This is a genomic window from Catenuloplanes atrovinosus (genome assembly GCF_031458235.1).
GTDB lineage: Bacteria > Actinomycetota > Actinomycetes > Mycobacteriales > Micromonosporaceae > Catenuloplanes > Catenuloplanes atrovinosus.
On record NZ_JAVDYB010000001.1, the window covers coordinates 3,400,921 to 3,419,332 of the forward strand.

At 72.6% G+C, this 18,412-nt stretch carries 19 protein-coding genes; 7 read left to right on the plus strand and 12 right to left on the minus strand.

Features of this window, described 5'->3' with window-relative positions:
- Nucleotides 1-496: 496 nt before the first annotated feature.
- Nucleotides 497-1,894, minus strand: a complete 1,398-nt coding sequence (locus J2S41_RS15295; protein WP_310368299.1) for a VTC domain-containing protein — start codon at nt 1,892-1,894, stop codon at nt 497-499.
- Nucleotides 1,891-2,490 carry a DUF4956 domain-containing protein gene (locus J2S41_RS15300; protein ID WP_310368301.1) on the minus strand — a complete coding sequence of 200 codons (600 nt, stop codon included), beginning with the start codon at nt 2,488-2,490 and terminating at the stop codon, nt 1,891-1,893. Before J2S41_RS15300 ends, J2S41_RS15295 begins: the two co-directional genes overlap by 4 nt.
- Before the next feature lie 100 nt (nt 2,491-2,590).
- Here J2S41_RS15300 and J2S41_RS15305 point away from each other — a divergent pair, with 100 nt between their 5' ends.
- A complete protein-coding gene (locus J2S41_RS15305; protein ID WP_310368303.1) occupies nt 2,591-3,325 on the plus strand; it encodes a class I SAM-dependent methyltransferase in 735 nt (244 codons plus the stop codon).
- Between the two features lie 15 nt (nt 3,326-3,340).
- On the opposite strand, the gene J2S41_RS15310 is transcribed toward J2S41_RS15305, so the two are convergent.
- The 3 genes from J2S41_RS15310 to J2S41_RS15320 form a co-directional block, all read right to left on the minus strand.
- Nucleotides 3,341-3,706, minus strand: a complete 366-nt coding sequence (locus J2S41_RS15310; protein WP_310376385.1) for an ADP-ribosylation/crystallin J1 — start codon at nt 3,704-3,706, stop codon at nt 3,341-3,343.
- A gap of 397 nt (nt 3,707-4,103) precedes the next feature.
- Entirely contained in the window at nt 4,104-4,598 is a 495-nt protein-coding gene (locus J2S41_RS15315) for a GNAT family N-acetyltransferase (RefSeq protein WP_310368304.1), read from the minus strand.
- Nucleotides 4,599-4,628: 30 nt separating this feature from the next.
- The gene (locus J2S41_RS15320; RefSeq protein WP_310368307.1) at nt 4,629-5,054 is read right to left on the minus strand and encodes a hypothetical protein; all 426 of its coding nucleotides are present in this window, start codon (nt 5,052-5,054) and stop codon (nt 4,629-4,631) included.
- Between the two features lie 113 nt (nt 5,055-5,167).
- On the opposite strand from J2S41_RS15320, the gene J2S41_RS15325 reads away from it, so the two are divergent.
- Nucleotides 5,168-7,921, plus strand: a complete 2,754-nt coding sequence (locus J2S41_RS15325) for an AAA family ATPase (RefSeq protein WP_310368308.1) — start codon at nt 5,168-5,170, stop codon at nt 7,919-7,921.
- On the opposite strand, the gene J2S41_RS15330 is transcribed toward J2S41_RS15325, so the two are convergent.
- The 3 genes from J2S41_RS15330 to J2S41_RS15340 all read right to left on the minus strand — a co-directional run bounded on the left by J2S41_RS15330 (nt 7,851) and on the right by J2S41_RS15340 (nt 10,318).
- The gene (locus tag J2S41_RS15330; protein WP_310368310.1) at nt 7,851-8,273 is read right to left on the minus strand and encodes a hypothetical protein; all 423 of its coding nucleotides are present in this window, start codon (nt 8,271-8,273) and stop codon (nt 7,851-7,853) included. The two genes, J2S41_RS15325 and J2S41_RS15330, sit on opposite strands and share 71 nt — an antisense overlap.
- An 84-nt stretch (nt 8,274-8,357) precedes the next feature.
- Nucleotides 8,358-9,326: an acetylxylan esterase gene (locus tag J2S41_RS15335; RefSeq protein ID WP_310368312.1), complete on the minus strand. Its 969-nt coding sequence runs from the start codon at nt 9,324-9,326 to the stop codon at nt 8,358-8,360.
- Nucleotides 9,323-10,318 carry a LacI family DNA-binding transcriptional regulator gene (locus tag J2S41_RS15340; protein ID WP_310368315.1) on the minus strand — a complete coding sequence of 332 codons (996 nt, stop codon included), beginning with the start codon at nt 10,316-10,318 and terminating at the stop codon, nt 9,323-9,325. Before J2S41_RS15340 ends, J2S41_RS15335 begins: the two co-directional genes overlap by 4 nt.
- A 186-nt stretch (nt 10,319-10,504) precedes the next feature.
- Between J2S41_RS15340 and J2S41_RS15345 the strand changes: the two genes are divergently transcribed.
- From J2S41_RS15345 to J2S41_RS15365, 5 genes are read left to right on the plus strand one after another with little or no spacing between them, the layout of a single operon-like run.
- Nucleotides 10,505-11,452 carry an ABC transporter permease gene (locus tag J2S41_RS15345; RefSeq protein ID WP_310368316.1) on the plus strand — a complete coding sequence of 316 codons (948 nt, stop codon included), beginning with the start codon at nt 10,505-10,507 and terminating at the stop codon, nt 11,450-11,452.
- Complete coding sequence (locus tag J2S41_RS15350; RefSeq protein ID WP_310368318.1) at nt 11,449-12,315, plus strand: carbohydrate ABC transporter permease; 867 nt, start codon at nt 11,449-11,451, stop codon at nt 12,313-12,315. Before J2S41_RS15345 ends, J2S41_RS15350 begins: the two co-directional genes overlap by 4 nt.
- A gap of 46 nt (nt 12,316-12,361) precedes the next feature.
- Complete coding sequence (locus J2S41_RS15355; protein ID WP_310368319.1) at nt 12,362-13,942, plus strand: ABC transporter substrate-binding protein; 1,581 nt, start codon at nt 12,362-12,364, stop codon at nt 13,940-13,942.
- A gap of 6 nt (nt 13,943-13,948) precedes the next feature.
- Entirely contained in the window at nt 13,949-14,611 is a 663-nt protein-coding gene (locus J2S41_RS15360; protein WP_310368321.1) for a hypothetical protein, read from the plus strand.
- Nucleotides 14,608-16,590 (plus strand): beta-galactosidase, encoded by a 1,983-nt coding sequence (locus J2S41_RS15365; RefSeq protein WP_310368323.1) that lies wholly within the window; start codon nt 14,608-14,610, stop codon nt 16,588-16,590. The genes J2S41_RS15360 and J2S41_RS15365 overlap by 4 nt, the downstream gene beginning before the upstream one ends.
- A 1-nt stretch (nt 16,591) precedes the next feature.
- Here the strand turns inward: J2S41_RS15365 and J2S41_RS15370 are convergent, their stop codons facing one another.
- The 4 genes from J2S41_RS15370 to J2S41_RS15385 form a co-directional block, all read right to left on the minus strand.
- Nucleotides 16,592-17,386 carry an SAM-dependent methyltransferase gene (locus J2S41_RS15370; protein WP_310368324.1) on the minus strand — a complete coding sequence of 265 codons (795 nt, stop codon included), beginning with the start codon at nt 17,384-17,386 and terminating at the stop codon, nt 16,592-16,594.
- Between the two features lie 82 nt (nt 17,387-17,468).
- A complete protein-coding gene (locus J2S41_RS15375; protein WP_310368325.1) occupies nt 17,469-17,666 on the minus strand; it encodes a hypothetical protein in 198 nt (65 codons plus the stop codon).
- Nucleotides 17,663-17,842 carry a hypothetical protein gene (locus J2S41_RS15380; protein ID WP_310368326.1) on the minus strand — a complete coding sequence of 60 codons (180 nt, stop codon included), beginning with the start codon at nt 17,840-17,842 and terminating at the stop codon, nt 17,663-17,665. Before J2S41_RS15380 ends, J2S41_RS15375 begins: the two co-directional genes overlap by 4 nt.
- Entirely contained in the window at nt 17,839-18,405 is a 567-nt protein-coding gene (locus tag J2S41_RS15385; protein WP_310368327.1) for a P-loop NTPase family protein, read from the minus strand. Before J2S41_RS15385 ends, J2S41_RS15380 begins: the two co-directional genes overlap by 4 nt.
- Nucleotides 18,406-18,412: the final 7 nt, after the last annotated feature.

Here is an 18,412-nt window from a genome sequence, read left to right on the forward strand (position 1 = left end):
TGACCGACAGCAACGTCCCATCTCGACGCGACGCATCAACGGCACACGACGCCTTGACCGCACGCCGCGATTCACCGCGGCACGTTGATCAGAAGCGGCGTCCCGTCTCGGCGCGACGCATCGACGGCACACGACGCCTTGACCGCACGCCGCGATTCACCGCGGCACGTTGATCAGAAGCGGCGTCCCGTCTCGGCGCGACGCATCGACGGCACGTGACGCCTTAACCGCACGCCGCGATTCACCGCGGCACGTTGATCAGAAGCGGCGTCCCGTCTCGGCGCGACGCATCAACGGCACACGACGCCTTAACCGCACGCCGCGATTCACCGCGGCACGTTGATCAGAAGCGGCGTCCCGCCTCGGCGCGACGCATCAACGGCACACGACGCCTTGACCGCACGCCGCGATTCACCGCGGCACGTTGATCAGAAGCGGCGTCCCGCCTCTACATGACGCATCGACGGCACGTGACGCCTTAACCGCACGCCGCGATTCATCGCGGCACGTTGATCGGAAGCGACGTCCCGTCTCGACGCGACGCATTGATCGGACGCGCGGCTCGGACCCGGCGTGGTTCCTCGTCTCGGCACGGTGCGTCAACCGGAGACGGCCTCCGAACCCACGGAGATGTCCCGGCTCGTCGCGACGCGTCGGCCGGAAGGGATATCCCGGCGCGACGCGACGACTGGGGCGGGAAACGCGTTTCGTGGCTCGCCAGGGTGCCGCAACGGGAGGTGAGGTCGGGCGTCAGGCGGCGAAGGACCGCGAGCCAGCGGTTGGCAGGCAGGGTGGGGTGGAGTGCGGCCATGCCGGTGGCGTACTTGGAGACCGGGCACGGCCGGTGGCCGAGTGACCACAGGAGGCGGTCGGCCTCGGACGCGCCGCCCGGGGATTTGGTCTCGATCACGAAGCGGTCGGGAACGTGGCGGGTGGTGCCGTCCGGCAGTTCCCAGCTCAGTTCCTCGTCGACGGTGACGCGGGAAGCGGAGCGGGGCAGGAAGAACGTGGTGCGGCGGTAGCGGGTGGTGAGCGCGTGGCGCAGGTCGATGCCAGCCGCAGCAATACCACCCGAGGCGATGCCGGCCCCAGCGACGCAAGCCCTGGCGGCGCCGTCCTCAGCGCCGCCGTGTGCGGCCATACCAGCCCCGGCGAAGCCAGTCCCCGCGACTCCGGCCGTGCCAGCGCTGGCACCGGCAACGCAAGCGCCAGCAACGCCGACCGTCGCACTACCAGCCCCAGCGGCGCCCTCAGCGACGCACGGCGCGGCCACGCCAGCCCCGGCGAAGCCAGCCCCCGCGACTCCGGCCGTGCCAGCGCCGACCCCAGCAACGCAAGCCCCAGCAACGCAAGCCCCAGCGACGCAAGCCCCAGCGACGCTGGCTGCGTCGATGTCGGTTGCGGGGACGCCGGCTCTGGTGACGCCGATCCCGGTGACGCCAGCCCCAGTGACGCCAGCCCCGGCGATGCCAGCCCCGGCGGCGCCGGTCCCGGCGGTGCCGGAGGTGGTGAGGATGGAGGTGATGTAGGCGAGGCCGTCCGGGGTGAGGTTCGGGGCGGGGTGTGGGATGCGCTGTTTGACCGTGTCGCCCCGACGGCCGCGGGTCTTGACCTCGAGGTAGCGGGCGCCGCTCTCCTCGTACCGGCGGAATCGGATCTTGAATCTGTGGCGGCGGCGGTAGGCGGCGCCGAGGTAGCTGGTCAACGTCGGCGTGTCCAGGTAGTCGGAGCGGTAGCGGAACGTGTGGCGGCCGTCGATCTCGAGGATGCGCGTGTCGTCGGCGAGTCGGTCGAGGAACGTGGCGAGGTCGGCGGCGGGGACGACGTATTTTCGGTCCACGCGGTGCAGCAGCGCGGCGCGGGCGACCAGCTCGTCCAGCGTGATGGGCCTCATCGTCCGGCCTCGATGCGCTCGATGGCGGGGCCGCGGTCGGTGACCGGCGGGCGGCGTGGTTCGAGATAGCGGACCTCGGCGAGCGTGGTGTCGTTGACCAGGTCCACGCTCTTGATCGAGACGTTGAGGACGCGCGCGTCGAGCAGCACCTCCAGGTGTGCGGCGAGCGCGGTCTCGTCGGTGTGCGCGGTGTCCAGCCGGACGGTGCGGGCGCGGTGCCGCCGGAACAGGGCGGGGTGATCACCGGCGGCGAGCGCGACCACGATCAGGGCCATCAGCGCGGCGGTGAGCGGGGTGACGGTGCCGCTGAGGCCGGCGAGCAGGCCCAGGGCCAGCGCCGCGAAGTAGTAGGCGACCTCGTGCTGCGCGATCTCGTCGGATCGCAGCCGGATGATGGACAGCACGCCGAACAGGCCGAGGCCGAGGCCGACGCCGACGGTGGAGGAGGCGAGCACCAGGGACACGGCGAGCACGCCGATGTTGACGCCGAGGAACGCCGCGACCAGGTCTCGCCGGTGGTGGCGGGGGAAGTAGACCGCGAAGACCAGGACGGCTATCGCGACGAGGTCCACGGCGATGACGATGAGCTGTTGCACGGGCCGTTCCTTAAGCTCGGATTCATGACCTGTTCATTGAGCCCGCCGTGCCTAAGAACGACCTGTGCACCGGCAATGATCTCCATGGCAGGCTGAGGGCATGGCAGGCGGCACCCCGTTCGGCGCGGTGGCCGGACGGTACGACGAGGCCCGGCCCGGTTATCCGCCGGAGATCGCGGACGCGATCGTGGCGTACCACGGCGGCGTGCCCGCGTCCGTCGCGGAGATCGGAGCCGGTACGGGCAAGGGCACGGAGGTGCTCGACCGCATCGGCGCACCGCTGATCTGCGTCGAGCCGGACGCGCGGATGGCGGCGGTGCTGGCCGCGCGGTTCCCGCACGCGCGGGTGGACGTGGCCGGGTTCGAGGAGTGGACTCCCCCGGCCGGCGGCGCCGGCGTGCTGGCGTGCGCGATGGCCTGGCACTGGCTGGATCCGGCGACCCGCAACGGCCGCGCCCGGCACGCCCTCGCCCCCGGCGGCACGCTGGCGATCTTCGGGCATCGGTACGGCTACGCGGACGCCGCCCTGGGGGACGCGATCTCCGCCGCGCTGCGGTCGGTCGACCCTGCGGTCCGGGAGCGGCCGGTGGACTGGTTCCACGCGGACGTCCTCGCGCACCGCGAGTTCACCGACGTGCGGAAGGAGATCTTCCGTCGCGAGCTGCCGCTGGGCAGGGCACGTTTCCTCGCGCTGGTCAGCACGTTCGGGCCGTTCCTGTCCCGGCCGCCGGAGCAGCGGCGGCAGGCGCTGGCCGCGCTCGACCGGCTCGTCGACGATGCCGGCGGCACCGTGGTGCTCGACCTGCGTACCACGCTGGTGCTGGGCACCGGTTGATCGTCGCGTCGCCGGTCAGAACGACGACACCACCTCGATCGGGCCCGCCAGGTGCGCGTTGAGCTCGACCACATCCTCCGCCGGAATCCACAGCTCGGCGATGTCCCGGCCGCCGGCCTGACGGCTCGGGTAGCGGCGGGCGAAGCCGGTGCCGACGCGGAAGCGGGTCACGTGGCCGGAGCCGGACGCCTCCACGTTCCATTCCGCGGCGATCCGGGCCGCGTAGTCCTCGGTGAGCACCGGATAGAAGATCGGCTGGTCCGGCAGGCGGGGCGGGAACGCCGCATAGCCGGATTCGGCGATCAAAGCCAGTTCGGCGGGGCCGACCGGGCGCCAGAGCGTGGTGGTGCCGTCCGGGTTCTCCTCGCGGCCGGCGAGCAGCCGGGCGGTCAGCGCACCCACCGCGGGGTCGGGCGACTCCCCGAGCGAGGCGAGGAAGACCGCGGTCAGGCCGTCGGTGCCGTGCAGCCAGCGCCAGACGGCCAGGTTCGGGTGCGGCATGGCGGTGCAGGCCTCGGCGGGGGTGAGCATCGCGACCGCGCGGTCGAGCGTGGCGGCGTCGAGCGGGTACGACGCGGTGCCGCCGGCGTGGCCGAGGAGCGTGGCGAGGATGACCGCGGGCAGCAGCCCGTCGCCGACGTTGACGCGCGCGAAGTCACCGCCGGGCAGCATGATCGCGTGCGCCATCGGCGGCAGGTAGCCGGGGATCGCGTCCTCGAACCGCCGCCGCGCCGCGCCGATCTCCTCCGGCGTGGCCCATCGCTCGTCGCTCATGGCGTCACCGTAACGGGGACAGCGTGATCCAGTACCGGCGGACCACGTCGGGCGGGGTGTCGAGGACGCCGCCGTGGCGTTCGATGAGGCGCGCGGAGGCGGTGTTGTCGGCGAGGCAGACCAGCAGCACGCGGTCCAGGCCGAGTTCGTCGCGCGCGTGGGCCAGCATCCGGGTGAGCGCCCAGCCGCCGAGGCCGCGCCGGCGGGCGGACGGGCGGATGCCGTACCCGATGTGGCCCATCGACGCGACCGCGCCGCTCAGCTCGTGGCGCAGCGCGATGCCGCCGAGCACCTCGGAACCCTCCACGATCCATCGGTACGTACAGTGCTGCGACCCGGCCTCCAGGCGCGCTATCCACGCGGCGAACCCGGCGGCCGTCTCCGGCCGGTCGATCGGCAGCAGACCGAAGCCGTCCTCGTGCGAGCCCGGACCCCACTCCCGGTGCGCGACCAGCCATTGCGCGTGCAGCGCGGTGGTGGGCGGGATCAGCTCCGGCATACGGCGAACGATATCCGGCAGCGGCGCGGGTCAGTCCACGTTGCCGCTGCCGACGGACATCTCGATGTCGGCGACGGCGGAGCCGACCGCGAAGCAGAGCCCGCCGACCAGGCCGCCGATCAGCGAGTCGACGAGCGTGGCGGAGGCGTCGTTGCTGACGATGTTGAGCAGCAGCGGCAGGAGCAGCAGCACGACCGTGTTGACCACGCCGGCGGCCAGGCCCCAGAGCGCCTGCCGCCGCACGAACTGGGCCGGGGACGGCCAGGGCAGGATGCGCAGGGACAGGTCGTAGACCGCCTCGACGCCGCTGTTGACGAAGCCGACGATCAGCGCGGCCGCGATCCACGCCCACGTCGACCCGAACGTCAGACCGTCCGCCACGGCCGCCACCACCAGCACCGACAGCGCGGGCAGCACCGAGGCCGGGACGATCGCGATTCTCGCGCGCCAGCTCACGAGCGCAAGTCTGGCAGCGCCGGGCGACTCTCAGCCAGCGTTCACCTGAACACCCGGCGTCGCGCCGACAGCCTGAGGGGACGGCCGGATGAACCGGCGCCTAGGGTTTCGTCATGCCGAGTGTGGAGTCCCGGACGACCGGCCTGGTCGGCAGGCGCGCCGAGCGCGAGCGGATCGACGCGGTCGTGGCGGGTGCGCGGGACGGGCGGGGCGGCGCGCTGGTGCTGCGCGGCGAGCCGGGCATCGGGAAGACCACGCTGCTCGACCACGCACAGCGCGCCGCCGGCGCCTTCCGGGTGGTACGCGTGTCCGGGTCCCAGTTCGAGGCGGAGCTGCCGTTCGCCGCGCTGCACGCGATGTGCGCGCCGCTGCTGGGCGCGCTGGACGCGATCCCGGAGGCGCACCGCGACGCGGTGCGGGCCGCGTTCGGCGAGGCGGAGACCGCGCCCGGCCTGTTCCGCGTCGGCCTCGGCGTGCTGCACCTGCTGGGCCACGCGGCGCGGGAGACCCCGCTGCTGCTGATCGCGGACGACGCGCAGTGGCTGGACGCCGCCTCGGCCCGGGTGCTGGCGTTCGTCGCCCGGCGGATCGGCGCGGAGCCGATCGCGGTGGTCGCCGCGACCCGCGGCCCCGGACCGGCCGGCCTGCTGGACGACCTGCCGGCGCTGGAGGTGCGCGGGCTGAGCGACGCCGAGGCGCGGGCGCTGCTGGCCGCGCCCGGCCACGGCCCGCTGGACGGGCAGGTCCGCGACCGGCTGGTGGCGGAGGCGCGCGGCAACCCGCTGGCGCTGCTCACGCTGCCCCGCGCCGGCGGCTTCGGCACCCCGGACGCACCGCTGCCGCACCGGATCGAGGAGGGCTACCGGGCCCGGCTGGACGGCCTGGGCGCGGACGCGCGGATGCTGCTGACCGTGGCCGGTGCGGACCCGACCGGCGACCCCGGCGTGCTGTGGCCGGCCGCGACGCTGCTCGGCCTGGATCTGGCGGCGGCCGGTGCGGACGCCAGCCGCACCGGGCTGGTCACGTTCGCCACCCGCATCCGGTTCTGCCATCCGCTGGCCCGGTCCGCCGTCTACCGCGCCGCCGCCCCGGCGGCACGCCGCGCCGCGCACCGCGCGATCGCCGAGGTCACCGACCCGGTGTCCGGCCGGGACCGGCGTGCCTGGCATCGCGCGCACGCCTGCGCGGGCCCGGACGACGAGGTCGCCGCCGAACTGGAGCGCTGCGCGGACCGGGCCCGGTCGCGCGGCGGCATCGCGGCCGCGGCCGCGTTCCTGGAGCGCGCCGCGGCCATGTCCCTGGACCCGGCGGTACGCACGGCCCGCACGCTCGCCGCGGTGGAGGCGCACCTGGATGCGGGCGCCACCGACGCCGCGGACGCGCTGCTGTCCACGGTGGACACGACGGACCCGGCGGAGGCGCGGGCGGCGGCGGATGACGCGGACGGGGCGGATGACGCGCACCCGGCGGAGACACGCCGCCTCGCCCGGGTGGATCAGCTTCGCGGCCGGATCGCGTTCCTCCGGCACGCCGACCTGAACGGCCCCGGCCTGATGCTCCGCGCCGCCCGCCGGCTCGCGCCCGTGGATGCCGCCGCCGCCCGCGAGTGCCGCCTCGACGCGCTCGACATGGCCCTGGTCGTCGGCCGCCCCGCCGGCATGGTGGACGCCGTGCTGCGGGACAGCACCACGACCACCCCCCATCCCACGGATCTGCTCGACGTCCTGCACGCCCTGACCCATCCCGACCCGGCCGGCCGGACCCGAGCCGCCCACCTGCTGCGCGCCGCCGGCACCGCGACCTGGCTACGACACCCCGCGCTCGCCGTGGAGCTCGCGGCCGAGCTGTGGGACATACCCACCCACACCGCGATCATCGACCGGCTGCTGACCGCCGGTCGCGAGTCCGGCGCCGCCCACCTGCTGCGCCTCGCGCTGGCCCAGCGTGCCGGCGTCGCCGCCCTCTCCGGCGACCCCGGCGGCGCGATGGACGCGATCGCCGAGGAGGAGGCGATCGCGGACGCGACCGGCGCGCCGCCGGTGCTCTACCCGCGACTGTTCCTCGCCGCCGTGCGCGGCCGTCCGGCCGAGGCAGCCGAGCTGTTCCGCACCGCCGCCCGGCTGTCCGCCACCGGTCACCTGGTCGCCAACGAGCTGCTGGCCGCCGCGATCCTGGCGAACGGCACGGCCGACTATCCGGCGGCGCTGGCCGCGGCCCGGGACGCGGTCGCGCGCGACGACCTGTTCATCGCCGGCGCCGCGCTGCCGGAACTGGTCGAGGCCGCGGTCCGGACCGGTGAGCACCGGGCCGCCGCGGAGGCGCTCGACGCGCTCACCGCGCGGGCCACCGCGTACGGCACCCCCACGCTGCTCGGCATCGCCGCGTACTCGCGCGGGCTGGTAACCGGCGCCGAGGAGCACTACCTCGAGGCGATCTCGCTGCTGGACCCGGTGGAGTTGCGCATCTACCCCGCCCGCGCCCGGCTGCTCTACGGCGAGTGGCTGCGCCGGGCCGGCCGCCGCCGTGACTGCCGGGAGCAGTTGCGCGCCGCCCACGACGTCTTCGCCGCCGCCGATGCGGAGGGCTTTGCCGCGCGCGCCGCCGCGGAGCTGCGCGCCACCGGCGAGCGCGTGTCCGCCCGGTCCGCGTCGATCTACGACAGCCTGACGGTGCAGGAGGTCTCGATCGCCCGGCTGGTCGCCACCGGTGCCACGAACGCCGAGGTGGCGACCACGCTGGTGATCAGCCCGCGGACGGTGGAGACGCACCTGCGCCGCATCTTCCGCAAGCTGGATCTCACCTCACGGCGGCAGTTGCGGTCCCATCCGGAACTCGCCGCCAGCTCTGCCAGCCACGGCACAGGATGAGCGCGGCCACGGTCACGGCGGTGACCGTGCCGTCGATCCAGGCGGTCAGCACCGCGCCGGGCAGGTGGAGGAAGAGCAGCGCCTGTACGGTCACCACGCCCTTGTGCAGCAGGATCAGTTCCCAGACGCCCCGCTGCGCGCGCGGCGCCCAGGCCAGGAGCACCCACAGCCCGGTGAACACCAGGTATGCGACGGTCCGCCAGAACTCGGTGAGCAGGTAGTCGTCCGGCGCGCTCGCGACGCGGGTGATGCCGTTCGCGAACGCGACCATGGTGGCCGCCGCGCAGAGCGCCAGCAGTGTCCGCCCGATCCGGTCCGCCGTGCGCGAGGGGGCGTGGGCCGCGATTGTCATGGATGTCCTCCAGGGAAGCGTCGTCGTCGCATCGATGCTCCCCGCGGCGGCCCGCGCACCGCGTCGGTGAAAACTACGTACCTTTCACGGCGCCGGCTCCGGCGGCAGCCGGCTGGTCAGCCATTCGAGCTGGTGGGCGACGTGGAACGCGTCGCCGCCCTCGTGGCCGTTGAACGGGTACGGGTGGATCTCCTTGTCCGTGCGCGGCCCGCCGTAGGCGTTGAACGCCGCGTACGTGCCCTGCGGCGGGCAGACGTCGTCTCGCAGCCCGACGCCGAAGCACGCGGGTGCGACGGCCTGTGACGCGAACGTGACGCCGTCCATGTAGGACAGCGTGTCGTAGGCGGCCGGGGTGAGGTCGCGGCGGACGGCCAGGTAGGCGGAGATCTCCGCGTACGGCGAGGTGGTCACGGTGGACAGCGCGTGGTGGATGTCGCACAGGAACGGCGCGGTGACCAGCAGCGCGGCCAGGTCCGGCACCAGGCCGGCCACGGCCAGCGCGAGCCCGCCGCCCTGGCTGTTGCCGGCCACGGCGACCCGGTCCGCGTCGACGCCGGGCAGCGCGCGGACCGCGGCCACCGCGCGGACCGCGTCGGTGATCAGGCGGCGGTAGTAGTAGGTGTCCGGCGAGCCGATGCCCCAGGTGACCGGCCACGGCGCGTCCGGGACCGCGCCGGGGTCGGGGGTGTCGCCGCCGTTGCCGTACCGCCCGCCCTGGCCGCGCACGTCCATCAGCAGGTGCGCGTAGCCGGCGCTGACCCAGGTCAGCCGCTCGTGCGGGAAGCCGCGGCCGCGGCCGTACCCGGGGAACTCGACGACCGCGGGCAGCGTCACGTCCTCGACGAACGACGGGCGGGAGTACCAGGCGCGGATCGGGTGACCGCCGAACCCGGCGAACGACACGTCGAACGTGGAGATCAGGCGCAACCGGTTCGGGACCGGCTCGACGGAGAGCACGACCGGGCCGGGGCGGCGCAGCGACGAGGCCCAGAACCGGTCGAAGTCCGGTGGGACCGGGACGTCCGGCGCGTACTCCTCGAAGGTGTTGTTCATGGCGGCGGTGCCGTGGTCTCGCGCAGCACCAGCGAGGTGACGAAGTCGATGCGGTCGGCCGGCACCGGGACGCCGCGGGCCAGGTCGAGCAGCATGCGGGTGGCGGCGCCGGCCATCTCGCGCAGCGGCTGGTCGACCGTGGTCAGCGCGGGCCCGGTCCAGGCCGCGGTGGGCAGGTCGTCGTAGCCGATCACGGACAGGTCGCGCGGGACGGACAGGCCGAGCCGGGCGGCGGCGCGGAGCACGCCCATGGCCTGCATGTCGGAGCCGGCGAAGATCGCGGTCGGCCGGTCCGGCCGGTCCAGCAGCCGCACGCCGTGGAACAGCCCGGCGTCGGCGGTGAAGTCGCCGTAGCGCACCAGGTCCGGGTCGACCGGCAGGTCGGCGGACTCGTGCGCGAACCGGTAGCCGGCCACCCGCGCCTGGCTGCACAGCACGTCGCGCGGGCCGGTGACGACCGCGATCCGGCGGTGGCCGAGCTCGATCAGGTGGCGGGTGGCGAGCAGGCCGCCGTTCCAGTTGTTGGCGCCGACCGTGGGCACGCGCGCGGACGTGGCGCTGTCGTCGTCGACGAGGACGACCGGGATGCCGCGCCGGGCGAGTTGGCGGTGCTGGGAGTCGGCGACCGCGCAGAGCACCATGATGATCCCGAGCGGGCGGCGGGACAGCAGGTGGTCGATGTGCGCGCGGTCGGGGCGGTGCCGGCCGTCCAGGTGGGAGACGACGACCGGCGTGCCGTCCGGGCCGGCGACCGCGCTGACGCCGCGCAGGATCTCCATCGCCCAGACCGAGTCGAGTTCGTGGAAGACCAGGTCGATGTGGCCGGCGGCGCGGCGGGCGGTGCGGCGCTGATACTGGTGCCGGCGCAGGCTGTCCTCGACCCGCTCGCGGGTGGCGGCGGCGACGTCCGCGTGGCCGTTGAGCACCTTGGAGACGGTGGTGACGGAGACGCCGACCTCTTCCGCGATGAACGCGATGGTGGGCTGGGTCATCGAAAGCCGCACCGGAAGTTTCGGTGACGATCACAACCCATGATCAACCCCAAGAGCCATTGACGGTACGAATAGAGCCTGTCTACACCCGATACGGACAAATATCGAGGCCTTGACATGCGTAAATGTCACGCCTAAATTCCGGGCAGATATACCGGTGATGTAATCGAAAGTTTCGGAGGGGCGATGACCACGCTGCTGAAGGCGCCGCCCACGGTCGCGCAGCGGCCTCCGAAACGCGCGAGACGACCGCTGTCCCGCGACTGGCAGCTGTACTCGCTGGCCGTCCTGCCGCTGCTGTTCTTCGCGATCTTCAAATACCTGCCGATGCTCGGCAACGTGATCGCGTTCCGCCGCTTCCGGCCGGGCGGCAGCGTGTTCGGTGAGTACTGGGTGGGCCTGCGCTACGTGCGGATGTTCCTGGTCGACCCCACGTTCTGGCAGGTCTTCTCGAACACGCTGATCATCGGCACGCTCACGCTGATCATCTGTTTCCCGCTGCCGATCGTGCTGGCGCTGATGCTCAACGAGGTGCGAATCCGGACGTTCAAGCGGTTCGTGCAGTCCGTGTCGTACCTGCCGCACTTCCTGTCGGTGGTGATCGTGGCGGGCATGGTCGGGCAGCTGCTGTCCGTGGACGGCACGGTGAACGCGCTGGTCCGGGCCGCGGGCGGGGAGGCGATCCCGTTCCTGCAACGGCCCGAGTGGTTCCGCACCATCTACGTGGCGTCGGAGGCGTGGCAGACCGTCGGCTGGGGCACGATCCTCTACCTGGCCGCGCTGACCACGCTGGACGAGGACCTCTACGACGCCGCGAAGATCGACGGTGCCGGGCGGTGGCGGCAGACCTGGCACGTCACGCTGCCCGGCATCCGGCCGACCATGATGACGCTGCTGATCCTGAACATCGGCACGTTCCTGGCGGTCGGCTTCGAGAAGATCCTGCTGCTCTACAACCCGCTGACCTATCCGACCGCGGACGTCATACCCACGTACCTCTACCGGCTCGGCGTGGTCAGCGGCAACTTCAGTTACGGCGCCGCGATCGGGCTGTTCGAGGCCGTGATCGGGCTGATCCTGGTGTTCTCGGCGAACGCGATCAGCAAGCGCACGGTGGGGACGAGCCTGTGGTGACCTCGCCGGGCCGCCGCGCCTTTCACGTGCTGAACGCGATCATCCTGACCGGGGTCGTGGTGGTGACGCTCTACCCGTTCCTCAACATCGTGGCGCGCTCGTTCTCCCGGGAGGACGAGATCATCGCCGGGCGGGTCACGCTGCTGCCGCGCGGGTTCGACCTCACCACGTACCGCCTGGTGATGTCCGATGATCTTTTCTGGACCAACTATCGCAACACCGTCATCTACACGGTGGTCGCCACCGCGATCTCGATCGTGCTGACCACCTGCTACGCCTATGTGCTGTCCAAGCGGCACCTGCGCGGCCGCGGCGCGCTGGTCGGCATCGCGGTCTTCACCATGTTCTTCTCCGGCGGGCTGATCCCGAACTATGTGCTGATCAACGAGCTGGGCCTGCGGAACACGCTGTGGGCCGTGGTGCTGCCGAACGCGATCAACGTGTTCAACCTGCTGGTGATGAAGGCGTTCTTCGAGAGCCTGCCGGTCGAGCTGGAGGAACAGGCCGCGGTCGACGGGCTCGGCACGTACGGCATCCTGCTGCGGATCGTGCTGCCGCTGTCCAAGGCGATCGTCGCCACGATGGTGCTGTTCTACGCGGTCTCCTACTGGAACTCGTGGTTCACCGCGTTCCTCTACCTGGACCGGGCCGAGCTGTTCCCGGTCACCGTCTACCTGCGGAACCTGATCGCCGGCGCGACGGACGCCACCTCCACCGGCAGCGTCGACACGGACGTGGCGCAGGTCGCGGCCAACATCAAGGCCGTGACCATGGTGCTGACGGTCGTGCCGATCCTGACCATCTACCCCTTCGTCCAGCGCTACTTCGTATCCGGGGTCATGCTCGGCGCCGTCAAGGGCTGACCCCGCCCTGGTGTGAAAGGCCGTCATGAAACGCATAGCAGCCCTCGTGACCACCGTGGCCCTCCTGGCCGCCTGCGGGTCGAGCAGCGAGGACACCAACCTCGACCAGAACCGGGCCGGCGCGATGGAGAACTACGCGGTCGGCACGCAGTTCAAGGCCACCGCGCCGGTCACGTTCACCATGCTCTACAGCGACCACCCGAACTATCCGATCAAGAACGACTGGCTGTTGTGGAAGGAAATGGCCGCGCGGACCAACGTGACGATCACGCCGTCCGTGGTCCCGGCCAGCGACTACAACCAGAAGCGCAACCTGGTGGTCTCCGCCGGTGACGCGCCGTTCATCATCCCGAAGGTCTACGCCGGGCAGGAGACGCCGTTCGTCGCGTCCGGCGCCGTGCTGCCGGTCAGCGACTACCTCGACCTGATGCCGCACTTCAAGGAGAAGATCGAGAAGTGGGGCATGGCGCCGCAGATCGACCGGCTGCGCCAGGAGGACGGCAAGTTCTACATGCTGCCCGGCATGCACGAGAAGGTCTGGCAGGACTACACGCTGGCGGTGCGCACGGACGTGATGCGCGAGCTGAACCTGCAGACGCCGAAGACCTGGGACGAACTGCACACCGTGCTCAAGGCGATGAAGGCGAGGTACCCGGACTCGTACCCGTTCTCCGACCGCTTCTCCATCCCGGACCCGGGCGGCAACCTGCTCAACATGATCTCCGTGGCGTACGGGACCACCGGCGGCTGGGGATACGACACCACCACCTGGGACGCCGCGCAGCAGAAGTTCGTGCTGACCGGCGCGATGCCGCAGTACCGGGACATGCTCACCTACCTGCACACGCTGGTCGCCGAGGGGCTGCTCGACCCGGAGAGCTTCACGCAGACCGACGACCAGGCCAAGCAGAAGCTCGGTGCCGGTAAGACGCTGGTGATCAGCAGCAACGCGCAGTCGCTGCCGACCGACTACCGGCCGCTGCTCAAGGACGGCGCCGAGATGGCGAAGATCCCGTTCCTGGCCGGGCCGGCCGGCGAGGTGACCAGCTACAACCGGCTGGAGAGCGGCATCATGATCACCGCCAAGGCGCGCGAGTCGGAGAACTTCGTGGCGCTGATGCAGTTCATCGACTGGCTGTTCTACTCCGACGCCGGCCAGGAGTTCGCCAAGTGGGGCGTCGAGGGCGTCACGTACACCAGGGACGCGGCCGGCAAGCGCACGCTCGCCGACGACGTGGACTTCGCCGGTCTCAACCCGGACGCGCCCAAGCACCTGCAGAAGGACTTCGGCTTCCAGGGCGGCAACTTCTCCTACGGCGGCACCACCGAACTGCTGCACTCCATGTTCTCCGCGGAGGAGCAGGCGTTCCAGGCCGCGATCGCGCACAAGCAGCCGATCCCGGTGCCACCGCCCGCGCCGCTGTCCGAGGAGGAGCGCGAGCAGGTCACGCTCTGGGAGACGCCGCTGGACGACTACGTCACCCAGCAGACGCTGCGGTTCATCCTCGGCCAGCGCGACCTCGCCGAGTGGGACGCCTACGTGGCGGAACTGGCCGCGAAGAACGGGACCGCCTACGTCGACATGATGAACGAGGCCAGGACCCGCTACGCGGACAAGAACCGATAGACCGCCATGCGGGTACGTCCGGGAGCACCCGTCCTCGACTCGGCCTTCGCCCGGGTCTGCGCGCTCGTCCATCGCCTGCTCACGGTCGGCGTCTGGACGGTCGTGGCCTGCTCCCCCACCGTCGCCGCCGGGCTCGCGCTCGGCGGCGACGTCCGCAACCTGCCGCTGCTGGCCGTGGCCGCGCTGCCGGTCGGCCCGGCGGTCGCGGCCGCGCTGCACGCGCTGCACGCGCACCGGCCGGACCTGGCCGACCTGCACCCGTCCGCGGACTTCCGGCGCGGCTACGCGCGGCGCTTCGGCGGCGCGCTGCGGATCTGGGCGCCGTTCCTGGCGCTGCTCACCGTCCTGGCGATCAACCTGACCCACCTGGAGGTGGCCGGGGTGCCGGGCTGGTGGGCGGTGCCGCTGACGCTGATCACCGTGGCCGCGTGCCTGTGGGTGGCGGTCGCGCTGGCGCTCACCGCGCTGACCGCGCGGCCGGCCCGGCAGGTGGCGCGGCGCGCGGCGGACACGCTGATGACCCGGCCCGGCGTGACGTTCACGGTCGCCGCGCTGCTGGTGGTGGCCGCCGCGGTCACGCTCGCCGGGTCCGAGGCCGCGCTGCTGATCGCCGCGCCGGTGCTGCTGCTGGCGCTGGTGCGCACCGTCGCGAAGGGTGTGATCGGGTGAGGGTCCTGTTCGGTGGCGACTACAACCCGGAGCAGTGGCCGGAGCGGGTGTGGAAGGACGACTACCGGCTGTTCGACGCCGCCTCGATCAACACGGTCACGCTGGGCGTGTTCACCTGGGCGCTGACCCAGCCGCGCGAGGACGCCTACGACTTCACCGCGCTGGACGCCGCGGTGACCCGCGCCGTGGCCGAGGGCCGCACGATCTGCCTGGCCACCGGCACCGGCGCGCACCCGCCGTGGATGGCGCGGGCATACCCCGAGGTCACTCGCGTGGACTTCGAGGGACGCCGGCACCGGTACGGGCAACGGCACAACTCCTGCCCCTCCTCCCCCGCGTTCCGCCGGTTCTCCGCCGCGGTCGCCGGCCGGATCGCGGCCCGGTACGCGAGCGTGGTCACCGCGTGGCACGTCGGCAACGAGTACGGCGGCGCCTGCTACTGCCCGCTCTGCGCGGCGGCGTTCCGCCGCTGGCTGCGCGAGCGCTACGGCGGCCTGGACGCGCTGAACGAGGCCTGGTACACCCGGTTCTGGTCGCACACGTTCACCGACTGGGACGAGATCGAGCCGCCGAACGCGCTGACCGAGCACTGGCGCGGCCCGGACCACACCGCGTTCCAGGGCATCACGCTGGACTACCTGCGGTTCACGTCGGACGCGATGCTGGCGAACTTCCGCGACGAGAAGGCCGCGATCCGGGCGTCGTCGGACGCGCCGGTGACCACGAACCTCATGGGCATGTACAAGCCGGTCGACTACCACCGGTGGGCGCCGCACCTGGACTTCGCGAGCTGGGACAACTACCCGCCGGACGACACCGCGCACGCGCGGATGGCGTTCACCCACGACCTGATGCGCGGGATCAAGGGCGGCGCGCCGTTCTGGCTGATGGAGCAGACCCCGTCGACCACCGCGTCCCGGCAGGTCAACCCGGTCAAGCGGCCCGGCGTGATGCGGCTGTGGAGCTGGCAGGCGGTCGCGCACGGCGCGGACGCGGTGCTGTTCTTCCAGCTACGGGCGAGTCGCGGTGCCTGCGAGAAGTACCACGGCGCGGTGATCGGGCACGCCGGGCGGGACGACACGCGCGTGTTCCGCGAGGTGGCGGCGCTCGGCGCGGAGCTGCGCGTGCTCGGCGGCGTCACGCTGGGCGCGCGCACGCCGGCCCGGGTGGCGCTGCTGTTCGACTGGGACAGTTGGTGGGCGCTGGAGATGACCGACGGGCTCAACCGGCACCTGCGCTACACCGAGATCGTGCTGGCGTACCACCGGGCGGTCTGGGCGTGCGGCACGGACCTGGACGCGGTCGCGGTCACGGCCGATCTCAGCGGATACGACGTGGTGCTCGCCCCGGCGCTGCACGTGCTGGCGGACGGCGTGGCCGAGCGGCTGGCCGAGGTGGCCGCGCGCGGCGGCACGGTCGTCGTCACGTTCCTGTCCGGGCTGGTCGACGCGCACGCCCGGGCGTACCTCGGCGATCCGCCGCTGACCTCGCTGCTCGGCGTGCGGGTGGACGAGTGGGACTCGCGCGAGCCGGCCACGGTCAACCCGGTCACGCTGCCCGGCGGGCCGGACGTGGCGGCGCGCCTGCACTTCGATCTGATCACGCCGGTGACGGCCGCGGTCGAGGGCGTCTACGGCGCCGACTTCTACGCGGGCACGCCCGCGGTGACCCGCAACGAGTACGGCGGCGGCGAGGCCTGGTACGTCGGCACCGCGCTGGAGCAGGCCGGCGTGGACCGGGTGGTGCGCCGCGCGCTGGACCGGCACGGGCTGGCCGGGCCGTACGCGGACGTGGCCGGCCTGGAGGTGGCCACGCGGGTCACGGCGGACGGCGTACCGCTGACGTTCCTGCTCAACCACCGCGACGAGCCGGTGGAGGTGGTCGCGGACCGGGACGCCACGGACCTGCTCACCGGTGCCCCCGTCACCGGCGGCGCGACGCTCCGGCTGGCACCGAAGGACGTCCTGATCCTGCGGTGACTCAGCGCTTGACCGCGACCGCGCCGGTCATCTGCACGTGGACGTCGTTCTCCGCCGGGTCGACGCCCGGCTCCGGCCGCCAGTGGTGGACCGGGACCACGCCCGGCTCCTCCAGCTCCAGCCCGCGGAACAGGCCGCGCACCTCGTCGTCGGTGCGCGGCTTCGCCGGGATGCCGCGCGCCTTGTAGCTCGCGGCGGCGCCGACCGCCTGCAGACTGTTCGCCGTGACCGTGGAGATCGCCAGCGCGCTGCCGGCCGGGACCGCGGCGAGCAGCGCGTCGATGATCGCGTGCGCCTCCGCCTCGTCCGTGATGAACTGCAGCACCGCGATCAGGCTGATCGCCACCGGCCGGGACAGGTCCAGCGTCTCGCGCAACTGCGGCGCGGCCAGGATGGCGGGCACGTCGCGCAGGTCCGCGTCGAGGTAGGCGGTGGCGCCGGCCGGGTGCGAGGTCAGCAGCGCGCGGGCGTGCGCCAGCACCAGCGGGTCGTTGTCCACGTACACGATCCGGGACTCGGGCGCGATCTCCTGCACCACCTCGTGCAGGTTCGGCGAGGTCGGCAGCCCGGTGCCGATGTCCAGGAACTGGCGGATGCCGTGCTCGCGGGCCAGGTGGCGAGCCACGCGCACCATGTAGTGCCGATTCTCCCGCATGGAGATCGGCAGGCTCGGCGAGGCCTGGAGGATCGCCTCCGCCGCCTTGCGGTCGGCCTCGAAGTTGTCCTTGCCGCCCAGCAGGAAGTCGTAGATGCGGGCGGAGTGGGCAACGGTCGTGTTCAGCTCAAGCGGCGGCACGCTGTGAAATCTACTCGCCCGCGGTCCCGGATGGACAGACGGGTTCGCCGCCGTCCGCGGTCACGGCGGGTGACCGACGGGTTCAGGCAAACGCGAGACGCAGCCAGGCCCACAGTTCCTCCGATCGGTGCGCGACCCGGGCGTGGACCGCGGGCAGCGTGCGCCGCAGCCAGGCGCGGAACGACTCCGGTGTGTCGAGGATGCGCTGCTGATCAGCGCGGCTCTCCCGGTCGAGCGCGGTGACGATCGCCCGGCGGTCGCGGTGGTCGACCTCGGTCACCGGTTCGCCCGGCTCTCCCGGTGCGCCCGGTCGACCAGCCGGACCAGGTCGGGTGCGCGGCAGCAGCCGGCTGCGCGGTGCCGGAGCATGGCGCGCAGCAGGCCCGGCATCCGGCGGCGGGCCGGCGTGACGCGGCGGCGCGCCAGGCCGGTGGCCGCGGCGGTGAGCTGGCTCATCTGCCCTCCTCGAAGATCTCGCGGTGCAGCCGGTCGAGGTTCCAGCCGGCCTCGATCGAGTACGGCACGACCCGGACCCGGCCGGCGGTGGTCCAGGCGGACGGGATGACGCCGGCGGCGGCCTCGGACAGCGTGCGGCGGATCAGGTCGGCGCCGGCCGGCTCGGCGGCGCTGCCCGGCAGCCCGGTGAGCCGGGCGTCGAACCGGCCGACCGCGAGCACCAACCGGGTCCGGGCCGCGACGAACCGGGCGTGGTCCCGCCAGAAGAGCTGGTCCTGGCGGTACGTCCGGACGGCCGCGTGGGTGATCCAGACGAGCACGTCCGCGTGCGGCAGCCAGCGGCGGTGATGCGCGTCGTAGTCCGTGTCCGCGGCGATGCCGGGCAGGTCAACGACCAGCCAGGACCGGCCGTTCGCCGCTCGCAGCCGGTGCGCGGACGGGCCGGTGCGGCACTCGCGCAGCGGGTCGGTGTCCAGGCCGAGCGCGAACAGCCGGTTCAGCGTGAGGCCCTTGCCGACCCCGCGTCTGCCGACGAAGACCGCGGTGGGAAGGGAGCGTCGCATACCCTCC

What these genes read in the sequence shown, in the direction of transcription:
- J2S41_RS15295 (WP_310368299.1), bottom strand. Translation starts at nt 1,894, where the DNA reads ATGAGGCCCATCACGCTGGACGAGCTGGTCGCCCGCGCCGCGCTGCTG.
- J2S41_RS15305 (WP_310368303.1), top strand. Translation starts at nt 2,591, where the DNA reads ATGGCAGGCGGCACCCCGTTCGGCGCGGTGGCCGGACGGTACGACGAG.
- J2S41_RS15315 (WP_310368304.1), bottom strand. Translation starts at nt 4,598, where the DNA reads ATGCCGGAGCTGATCCCGCCCACCACCGCGCTGCACGCGCAATGGCTG.
- J2S41_RS15325 (WP_310368308.1), top strand. Translation starts at nt 5,168, where the DNA reads ATGCCGAGTGTGGAGTCCCGGACGACCGGCCTGGTCGGCAGGCGCGCC.
- J2S41_RS15330 (WP_310368310.1), bottom strand. Translation starts at nt 8,273, where the DNA reads ATGACAATCGCGGCCCACGCCCCCTCGCGCACGGCGGACCGGATCGGG.
- J2S41_RS15335 (WP_310368312.1), bottom strand. Translation starts at nt 9,326, where the DNA reads ATGAACAACACCTTCGAGGAGTACGCGCCGGACGTCCCGGTCCCACCG.
- J2S41_RS15340 (WP_310368315.1), bottom strand. Translation starts at nt 10,318, where the DNA reads ATGACCCAGCCCACCATCGCGTTCATCGCGGAAGAGGTCGGCGTCTCC.
- J2S41_RS15345 (WP_310368316.1), top strand. Translation starts at nt 10,505, where the DNA reads ATGACCACGCTGCTGAAGGCGCCGCCCACGGTCGCGCAGCGGCCTCCG.
- J2S41_RS15360 (WP_310368321.1), top strand. Translation starts at nt 13,949, where the DNA reads ATGCGGGTACGTCCGGGAGCACCCGTCCTCGACTCGGCCTTCGCCCGG.
- J2S41_RS15380 (WP_310368326.1), bottom strand. Translation starts at nt 17,842, where the DNA reads ATGAGCCAGCTCACCGCCGCGGCCACCGGCCTGGCGCGCCGCCGCGTC.
- J2S41_RS15385 (WP_310368327.1), bottom strand. Translation starts at nt 18,405, where the DNA reads ATGCGACGCTCCCTTCCCACCGCGGTCTTCGTCGGCAGACGCGGGGTC.